Source organism: Streptomyces sp. NPDC055078 (assembly GCF_053607985.1).
In genome coordinates, this window is record NZ_JBSGUP010000347.1 from 1 (window position 1) to 8,593 (window position 8,593).

General features: G+C 70.5%; 9 protein-coding genes. 6 read left to right on the forward strand and 3 right to left on the reverse strand.

Features of this window, described 5'->3' with window-relative positions; translation table 11 throughout:
- Window positions 1-135: 135 nt before the first annotated feature.
- Window positions 136-723 carry a pyridoxamine 5'-phosphate oxidase family protein gene (locus ACWF94_RS25410; RefSeq protein WP_453492827.1) on the reverse strand — a complete coding sequence of 196 codons (588 nt, stop codon included), beginning with the start codon at window positions 721-723 and terminating at the stop codon, window positions 136-138.
- Window positions 724-886: 163 nt separating this feature from the next.
- On the opposite strand from ACWF94_RS25410, the gene ACWF94_RS25415 reads away from it, so the two are divergent.
- Together ACWF94_RS25415 and argH are read left to right on the forward strand one after the other, a co-directional pair.
- Window positions 887-2,083, forward strand: coding sequence for an argininosuccinate synthase (locus ACWF94_RS25415; RefSeq protein WP_453492830.1), 1,197 nt, complete (start codon window positions 887-889; stop codon window positions 2,081-2,083).
- Window positions 2,084-2,279: 196 nt separating this feature from the next.
- Complete coding sequence (gene argH / locus ACWF94_RS25420) at window positions 2,280-3,707, forward strand: argininosuccinate lyase (RefSeq protein WP_453492833.1); 1,428 nt, start codon at window positions 2,280-2,282, stop codon at window positions 3,705-3,707.
- A 23-nt stretch (window positions 3,708-3,730) separates the two neighbouring features.
- On the opposite strand, the gene ACWF94_RS25425 is transcribed toward argH, so the two are convergent.
- Window positions 3,731-4,237, reverse strand: coding sequence for an HAD domain-containing protein (locus ACWF94_RS25425; protein ID WP_453492836.1), 507 nt, complete (start codon window positions 4,235-4,237; stop codon window positions 3,731-3,733).
- Between the two features lie 84 nt (window positions 4,238-4,321).
- Here ACWF94_RS25425 and ACWF94_RS25430 point away from each other — a divergent pair, with 84 nt between their 5' ends.
- Together ACWF94_RS25430 and ACWF94_RS25435 are read left to right on the forward strand one after the other, a co-directional pair.
- The gene (locus ACWF94_RS25430; protein ID WP_453492838.1) at window positions 4,322-4,876 is read left to right on the forward strand and encodes a TetR/AcrR family transcriptional regulator; all 555 of its coding nucleotides are present in this window, start codon (window positions 4,322-4,324) and stop codon (window positions 4,874-4,876) included.
- Window positions 4,873-6,411, forward strand: a complete 1,539-nt coding sequence (locus ACWF94_RS25435) for an MFS transporter (protein WP_453492841.1) — start codon at window positions 4,873-4,875, stop codon at window positions 6,409-6,411. The genes ACWF94_RS25430 and ACWF94_RS25435 overlap by 4 nt, the downstream gene beginning before the upstream one ends.
- Window positions 6,412-6,841: 430 nt before the next feature.
- Here ACWF94_RS25435 and ACWF94_RS25440 read toward each other — a convergent pair whose 3' ends face one another.
- Window positions 6,842-7,531: a lysophospholipid acyltransferase family protein gene (locus ACWF94_RS25440; protein ID WP_453492844.1), complete on the reverse strand. Its 690-nt coding sequence runs from the start codon at window positions 7,529-7,531 to the stop codon at window positions 6,842-6,844.
- A 211-nt stretch (window positions 7,532-7,742) separates the two neighbouring features.
- On the opposite strand from ACWF94_RS25440, the gene ACWF94_RS25445 reads away from it, so the two are divergent.
- The gene (locus ACWF94_RS25445; RefSeq protein ID WP_453492847.1) at window positions 7,743-8,273 is read left to right on the forward strand and encodes a sigma-70 family RNA polymerase sigma factor; all 531 of its coding nucleotides are present in this window, start codon (window positions 7,743-7,745) and stop codon (window positions 8,271-8,273) included.
- 38 nt (window positions 8,274-8,311) lie between these two features.
- A partial coding sequence (locus ACWF94_RS25450; protein ID WP_453492850.1) for a GNAT family N-acetyltransferase occupies window positions 8,312-8,593 on the forward strand: 282 nt, incomplete at its 3' end.

Here is an 8,593-nt window from a genome sequence, read left to right on the forward strand (position 1 = left end):
GTCCGGCGTTTGAGGACGGACCGGTCGGGTGGACGGGCCCGGGCCCTTGTCGGACTCCGCCCCGAACCGCCGGCGGAGCCGGAACCGCGGGCCACGGGCCGCCGTCCGGGGGCCGGACCCGCTGCCGCCCCCGGCTCACGCCGTGCGCGGCGGCAGGGGCAGCGGCAGGGCCGGGAGGCCGTCCAGGCTCACGCCGATGTGTTCCTTGTTCGCGCAGTACGCCGCGAACTCGGCGTCCGACTTCCGGCCGAAGTGCTCCGCATGCTGGGTGCGCTCCTCGCGGTAGTCAAGGAAGGGCACGGCGAAACCGCAGGCGTCGCCGATGCGGCGGGCGTGGACGACGACGATCGCACGGGCGCCCGGACCATCGGCGGCCGTGAAGCGGGTGATGAGGCCGGGCCAGCGCGGATCGTCGCGGAAGACCGCCTCGCCGCTGCCGTGCACCCGCAGCACCTTGGGCGGCCCGGTGAAGGCGCACCACATCAGGGTGATCCGGCCGTTGCCCTCCTCACGGAGGTGGGCGATGGTCTCGGCGCCGCTGCCGCCGAAGTCGAGATACGCGAGGGTCAGCTCGTCGATGACGACGAGGGTGCCGCGGCGGCCCTTGGGCGAGAGGTTGATGTGCCCGTCACCGTCCAGCGGAGCGGTCGCGGTGAAGAACACGGGCTGGTCCTCGATGAAGGTGCGGATCCTGCCGTCTATGCGCTCGTATCGCTTTCCCATACCGGGATTATCCGATCCCCGGCCCGCCGGCGAGCCGGGGATCGGCCCGCCCCCGGGAGAATCCCACGGGAGAGTCCCACCCCCTCTCACCACGGGACGTTGACGAAACATACAGAGGAGTGCATACTTATTCCATCAACGAATGCATCGTAAGGAGAATCCCGTGACCGAGCGCGTCGTACTCGCCTACTCGGGCGGTCTGGACACCTCCGTCGCCATCGGCTGGATCGCCGAGGAGACGGGCGCCGAGGTCATCGCCGTTGCCGTGGATGTCGGCCAGGGCGGCGAGGACCTGGATGTCATCCGCAAGCGCGCGCTCGCCTGCGGTGCGGTGGAGGCCGAGGTGGCCGACGCGAAGGACGAGTTCGCCGACGAGTACTGCCTCCCGGCGATCAAGGCCAACGCGCTGTACATGGACCGGTACCCGCTGGTCTCCGCCCTCTCCCGGCCCACCATCGTCAAGCACCTCGTCGCCGCCGCCCACAAGCACAACGCCGGGATCGTCGCCCACGGCTGCACCGGCAAGGGCAATGACCAGGTCCGCTTCGAGGCAGGCATCTCCGCGCTCGGTCCCGATCTGAAGTGCATCGCCCCGGTCCGGGACTACGCGATGACCCGGGACAAGGCGATCGCCTTCTGCGAGGAGAAGCAGCTCCCGATCGCGACCAGCAAGAAGTCGCCGTACTCCATCGACCAGAATGTCTTCGGGCGCGCGGTCGAGACCGGCTTCCTGGAGGACATCTGGAACGCGCCGATCGAGGACGTCTACGAGTACACCTCCAACCCCGCCGAGCCGCGTGAGGCCGACGAGGTCGTCATCTCCTTCAAGGAGGGCGTCCCGGTCGCCATCGACGGCAGGCCCGTCTCCGTCCTCCAGGCGATCCAGCAGCTCAACGAGCGGGCCGGAGCGCAGGGCATCGGCCGGATCGACATGGTCGAGGACCGGCTCGTCGGCATCAAGTCCCGTGAGGTCTACGAGGCCCCGGGCGCGATCGCGCTGATCACCGCTCACCAGGAGCTGGAGAATGTGACCGTCGAGCGCGAGCTGGCCCGCTACAAGCGGCAGGTCGAGCAGCGCTGGGGCGAGCTGGTCTACGACGGCCTGTGGTTCTCCCCGCTCAAGCGGGCCCTGGACGGCTTCATCAACGAGGCCAACCAGCATGTCACCGGTGACATCCGGATGACGCTCCACGGCGGTCGCGCGGTGGTCACCGGCCGGAAGTCGGACGACTCGCTCTACGACTTCAACCTCGCCACGTACGACACGGGCGACACCTTCGACCAGTCCAAGGCGCAGGGCTTCATCGAGATCTTCGGACTCTCCTCGAAGATCGCCGCCCGGCGGGACCTGCGGGCGTAGTATCCGCGCCGCCGACCCGGTGCCTGATCCGACCGCCTGATCCGACGGCCTGATCCGGCGCCCGCCCGTCCGTCGCACGACCCGCGCTTGACCCGTGCCCGGTGGGACGACGCACCACATTCGCACCACAGACGCCTCCCCTCTCCTCAGGCGACGGGGAGGCGTCGCACATCGCACCCCCGAAGGAGCGCAAGCTGTGAGCAGCAACAACGGTGACGTCCGGCTCTGGGGCGGCCGGTTCGCCGACGGCCCCGCCGAGGCGCTGGCGAAGCTCTCCGCCTCCGTCCACTTCGACTGGCGGCTCGCACCGTACGACATCGCCGGATCCCGCGCCCACGCGCGCGTGCTCCACACGGCGGGCCTGCTCACCGAGGACGAGCTGACCCGGATGCTCGCCGGTCTCGACCGGCTGGAAGCGGATGTGGCGGACGGCTCCTTCACCGGCACGATCGCCGACGAGGATGTGCACACCGCGCTGGAGCGGGGCCTGCTGGAGCGCCTCGGTCCCGACCTCGGCGGCAAGCTGCGGGCCGGCCGCTCCCGCAACGACCAGGTCGCCACGCTCTTCCGGATGTATCTGCGCGACCACGCCCGGATCGTCGGCGGACTGATCGCCGAGTTGCAGGACGCGCTGGTGGGCCTCGCCGAGGCGCACCCGGACGTCGCGATGCCCGGTCGTACGCACCTTCAGCACGCCCAGCCCGTGCTCTTCGCCCACCATGTGCTCGCCCATGTCCAGTCGCTCTCCCGGGACGCCGAGCGGCTGCGGCAGTGGGACGAGCGGACGGCCGTCTCGCCGTACGGCTCCGGTGCGCTCGCGGGCTCGTCGCTGGGGCTCGACCCCGAGGCGGTCGCGGCCGATCTGGGCTTCGAGCGCGGCTCGGCGGGCAACTCCATCGACGGCACGGCCTCGCGCGACTTCGTGGCGGAGTTCGCCTTCATCACCGCGATGATCGGCGTCAACCTCTCCCGGATCGCGGAGGAGGTCATCATCTGGAACACCAAGGAGTTCTCGTTCGTCACGCTCCACGACGCGTTCTCCACCGGGTCCTCGATCATGCCGCAGAAGAAGAACCCGGACATCGCCGAGCTGGCGCGCGGCAAGTCCGGCCGGCTCATCGGCAACCTCACGGGCCTGCTGGCGACGCTGAAGGCGCTGCCCCTGGCGTACAACCGCGATCTCCAGGAGGACAAGGAGCCGGTCTTCGACTCCTGCGACCAGCTGGAGGTTTTGCTCCCCGCGTTCACCGGCATGATGGCCACGCTCACGGTGAACCGGGAGCGGATGGCGGAGCTGGCCCCGGCCGGCTTCTCGCTGGCGACGGACATCGCGGAATGGCTGGTACGCCAGGGCGTGCCCTTCCGGGTGGCCCATGAGGTCGCGGGGGAGTGCGTCAAGGAGTGCGAGACCCTCGGCATCGAGCTGGACGAGCTGACCGACGCGCAGTTCGCGGGGATCTCCGAGCATCTGACCCCTGAGGTCCGTACGGTGCTGAACGTCGCGGGCGCGCTGGCGTCCCGCGACGGACGCGGCGGTACGGCCCCGTCCGCTGTCGCGGTCCAGCTCGCCGAGGTCAAGGCGGACCTCGCGGTCCAGCACGCCTGGGCCGCCGCCAAGCGGTAGCCGGGCGACGTCCACAGCCTGTTCTACAGCGCCGCCGCCCACCGCGCGAGCGCGTCGAAGTCCGGCCGGGTCAGCCCGATCCGGTGGTCGACACGCAGCAGGAGGGCGGCGGCGAGGTGTTCCCGCTCCACGTATTCACGGTCCAGCCCAGTGATCTCGTCGTCGAACCAGGCGAACGGCCGCCCGGCCGCGTACCGGAGGATGTACTGCGTCTTCCAGAACGTGCCGCGCGGCGCCCGCCCGTGCATCTCGGGCCAGTCGATGTACGGCAGCTCCGGCAGTCCCAGCGGCGGGCCGACCCAGGTATTGGCTTCCCCTTTCCAGGTCGTCGCCCACACCAGTTCGAAGCGGTCCGCCAGCGTCAGCAGCTCCTCGCCGTGGCCCGGATTGAGCCAGACCCGCAGGGGCTTCCGGTCCGTCCAGCCGCTCGGTCGCATCCGGTGTGTCATAAAACCGTCCGGTCTGCGCTCGGGCTTCGCGCCGTAGGGATTGAGCGGACCGTCGATGTCCATCAGCAGCAACGGATTCATCCGTAGATGCTCCATCTTCCCGTCGAGTGAGTCGACGCACTATCGGATGAGACAAAGTTGTCTCATGTGGGTTATGGTTGTCTCATGACAGTTGATCGTGAGCAAGTGCTGCGCGCCGCCGCGGCCCTGCTCTCCCGTAAACCCACCGCGACCATGGACGAGGTCGCGAAGGCCGCCGGTATCGGCCGCGCCACCCTCCACCGGCACTTCGCCGGGCGGGACGCCCTGGTGCGGGCTCTGGAGGATCTCGGCATCCGCGAGTTCGAGACCGCTCTCGACGCGGCCCGGCTGGACGAGGGCGGCGCGGCCGACGCGGTGCGCAGGCTCGTCGCCGGGATCGAGCCCAGTGCCGGGCTGATCGGCTTCCTCGTCACCGAGAACCAGCTCTTCGACGCCGTCGAGATCAATGAGGGCTGGAACCGGCTCGACGCCCGGGTCGCCGCGCTCTTCCTCCGTGGTCAGGAGGAGGGCGACTTCCGGATCGACCTGTCCGTCGCCTGGCTCACCGAGGCCCTGTACGGCCTGGTCAGTTCGGGCGCCTGGTCCGTCCAGTCCGGCCGGGTCGCCGCCAAGGACTTCCAGGACTCGATCGCCGGGCTGCTGCTCGGCGGGGTCACCCGACGGAGCGTGGAGAAATGACCGGCACCGATCTCAGGAAACCGGAGACCGTGCAGGCCCCGGGCCGCTGGCTGGCACTGGCCGCACTGGTGCTCGCCGTCCTGCTGGTCGCGGTCGACGCCACCGTGCTCGGCCTCGCGACACCCTATCTGAGCGAGGATCTCAAGCCGTCCGGCACCCAGTTGCTGTGGATCGGCGATGTCTACTCGTTCGTCATCGCGGGCCTGCTCATCACCATGGGCAGCCTCGGCGACCGGATCGGCCGCAAGAAGCTGCTGCTGATCGGTGCCGTCGCGTTCGGCGGGGTCTCCGTGATCAACGCCTACGCCTCCAGCCCGGAGATGATGATCGTGGCCCGCGCGCTGCTCGGTGTCGCGGGTGCCACCCTGATGCCGTCCACGCTCGCCCTGATCCGCAATCTCTTCCACGACCCCAGGGAACGCAGCATCGCCGTCGGCATCTGGGGCGCGGCTGCCTCCGCGGGCGCCGCCGTCGGCCCGGTCGTCGGCGGGGTGCTGCTGGAGCACTACTGGTGGGGGTCGGTCTTCCTGATCAACCTCCCGGTGATGGCGTTCCTCGTCGTCCTCGGCAGCAAGCTGCTCCCCGAGTCGCGCAACCCCGACCCCGGCCCGTGGGACCTCCTCAGCGTGGTCCTCTCGCTGGTCGGCCTGGTCTCCGTCGTGTACGCGGTGAAGGAGGCCGCGGTGCACGGCATCCGCCCGGACACGGCCGCTGCCGCCGCCATCGGCGCCGCCGCCCTCTACTGGTTCGTACGGCGTCAGCTGACCCTGCCCGCACCGCTGCTCAATGTGCGGCTCTTCCGCAACCGGGGCTTCTCCGGCGCGGTCATGGCGGATCTGCTGACCATCCTCGGGCTCTCGGGACTGGTCTTCTTCCTCTCGCAGTTCCTCCAGCTCGTCCAGGGGCGCTCACCGCTGGAGGCGGGGCTGATCGAACTGCCCGCCGCGATCGGCGCGGTGGCGGCCGGACTGCTCGCGGGCCGCCTCGCCCGCCGTGCGTCCGTCCGCAGCGCGGTCTCCGGCGGGCTGACGGCGGTCGCCCTCGCCCTGGGGACCTGCACCCTGCTCACCGCCGACACCGGACCCATCGCCATGGGCATGGCCCTCTTCCTCGGCGGCCTCGGCGCGGGCCTCGCGTTCACCGTGACGGCGGACGTCATCCTGTCCAGCGTGCCCAAGGAGCAGGCGGGCGCGGCGTCGGCCGTCTCCGAGACGGCGTACGAACTGGGCGCGGCCCTCGGCATCGCCCTGCTGGGCTCGGTGGTGACCGGGGTGTACCGGGACTTCAGCGTGCCGGACGGGGTGCCGTCGGGCGCGGTGGACGCGGCCCGCGACTCCCTCGGCGGTGCGGCGGAAGCGGCCAGGGGGCTGCCCGGTGAGCAGGGTCTGTCCCTGCTCACCTCGGCGCAGAACGCCTTCGCGGACGGCTTCCATGTCGCGGCGACGGCGGGGGCGGTGGTGCTGTTGCTGACGGCGGTCGGGTCCTGGTTCCTGCTGAAGGGCCAGCGCCTGGAGGACAGCACCGAACACCCCTAGTTCGGATCCTGGGACCCCAGCGGAATCCAGCCTGTCGGGCGTTTGAGGACGGACCCTGGGACCCCAGCGGATTCCAGCCTGTCCGGCGTTTGAGGACGGACCGGTCGGGTGGACGGGCTCGGGCCCTTGTCGGGGCTCCGCCCCGAACCCCGCGCCTCAAACGCCGGCGGGGCTGGAATCCTGGGCCCGGTGCTTTTGCCGGGGGCTTGGCTCTGAGCCTCCCCCTTCGCCCTGAGGGGCGTGGTGGTGCCCCGCGCCTTGTCCGTCGGTGGGGGCATTTCCAGCCTGTCCGGCGTTTGAGGACGGACCCTCGGCCCGGGGGCCGGCGCGTGTCCGGGCCCGGACGAGCAAAGGGGGCCTGTCAGGCGCGGGCGTGCGGCCCCCGCAGCACAGGCGCCCGAGGCACCGGGACCCGGATGCCGCCGCCCACTCAGGCGGCCTTCGCCTTGGTGGCGTACATGTCCACGTACTCCTGGCCCGACAGCTCCATCACCTCGGTCATCACCGAGTCCGTCACCGCCCGCAGCACATAGCGGTCGCGGTCCATCCCCTCGTAGCGCGAGAACTCCATCGGCTCACCGAAGCGGATCGTCACCCGGCCCGGGCGGGGCAGTCCCGTACCTCCCGGCTGGAGCTTGTCCGTGCCGATCACCGCGAAGGGCACCACGGGAGCGCCGGTCATCAGGGTGAGCCGGGCGATCCCGGTACGGCCCCGGTAGAGCCGGCCGTCGGGGGAGCGGGTGCCCTCGGGGTAGATGCCGAACATCCGGCCCTTCTCCAGCACCCGGCGTCCGGTCATCAGCGCGGCCACCCCGCCGTTCGCGCCGTCGCGGTCCACCGGGATCATGCCGACACCGGTGAAGAACCAGGCCATCGCCCGGCCCTTGAACCCCTTGCCCGTGACGTACTCGTCCTTGCCGATGAAGTAGACCGGACGCGCGCACACCAGCGGCATGATCATCGAGTCGATGAACGTGAGATGGTTTCCGGCGAGGATGACGGGACCCGAGCCCGGAATGTTCTCGACGCCTTCCACACGAGGGCGGAACATCAGGCGCAGGAACGGTCCTAGAACGGCCTTGATGAGCGACAAGCGGGACAACGGGTCCTCCGGTGTCATGGACGACGGCAGCGGTCGGCGGCCTGAGCGAGGCTACGCCAACCTGTCCGAGGACGGGCGAAGTCTGCGCAGGTGAGGACGATACTCGCGGGTCACCTCTGATCGCACATCGGGTTCACGCGTCGTCACCACGGGCCCGGCACCCCGCCCGTACGGGTGAGTCCGCCGTCGCCGGGCAACCGCCGCCGGGCGGGGGCACGTCCCGCCCGGCATGACTCTTCTCGAAGACACCGGTGCCCCGGTGATCGGCGACCTGCGTCCGCTGGTGAGCGCGGAGGCGAACGCCGAGGCGCCGGGCGCGGCGATGGACGCGGGTGATCTGGAACAGGCGGTGTGGCTGCGGCTGTTCGAGCGGCTCGACGGGGCGGGGCCGCCGAGGGACGCGGCCCGGTGGGTGCGGGCTGCCGTGCGTGCGGAGGCGCGGCGCGGGCGGCGGGTGGCGGCGCGGGAGCTGCCCCTGCGCCGGGACCCGGTGGACCCGGGCCCCGGGCCCGAGCGGGCGGTGCTCACGGCGGAGAGACGGCGGGCGGTACGGGCGGCGGTCGCCCGGACACCCGGCGACTGCCCACGGCTGCTGACCGCGATTTTGTCGCCCCATGACCCTACTTACCGCGAAATCGCAGGAGAGTTGGGAATCTCACAGGGGAGTCTGGGACCTACGCGTTCCCGTTGCCTGGGATGCCTGCGCAGAATGCTCACGGCAGAGGTTGCGGCTCCTGAACATGGGGGAATGGAGCGGTAGACAACCGGAACGAACAGGTGAGCGGGAGGCATGCGCACATGGGCATGAGCGTGACCATCTCAGCGGCTAGAGCACAGGACGCGGAACAGATCCTCAAACTGCAGTATCTGTGCTACCAGACCGAGGCGGAGCTGTACGGCGACTACGCGATCGAACCCCTCACCCAGTCCCTCGACGCCCTGCGCGCCGAGATCGCCCAGGGCCATGCCCTGGTGGCGCGGCTCGGTGACGAGGTCGTGGCGTCCGTACGCGGCAGGGTCGACGAGGACGGTACGGCCCGGATCGCCAAGCTGATCGTCCACCCCCGGATGCAGCGGCAC